At 65.0% G+C, this 214-nt stretch carries 1 protein-coding gene; it reads right to left on the bottom strand.

Annotated features, from left to right (window positions below; all coding sequences use genetic code 11):
* A partial coding sequence (locus tag B3E43_RS03820) for a peptide-methionine (S)-S-oxide reductase (RefSeq protein ID WP_292026857.1) occupies positions 1-214 on the bottom strand: 214 nt, incomplete at both ends.

The following is a 214-nucleotide window of genomic DNA, read 5'->3' as shown; positions in this document are numbered from 1 at the left end:
TGGTGATAGTCCTCGGCGAAATAGTACGGCCCGGCAGCGGCGATCTCGGTGGTGATGGTGCCGCGACCCGCCCTGGACAGGGCCGCCTGATAGGCGTCGCGAGAGGCCTCGGCTTCGGCCCGTTGCGCGTCGTTCAGATAATAGAGGGTCGAACGATAGGTCGTGCCCACGTCATTGCCCTGACGCATCCCCTGGGTCGGGTCGTGGTTTTCCC

Source organism: Brevundimonas sp. UBA2416 (assembly GCF_002343105.1).
GTDB lineage: Bacteria > Pseudomonadota > Alphaproteobacteria > Caulobacterales > Caulobacteraceae > Brevundimonas.
Note: the sequence above shows the minus strand (reverse complement) of the source record. Positions and strands in the feature narration are given on the sequence as shown.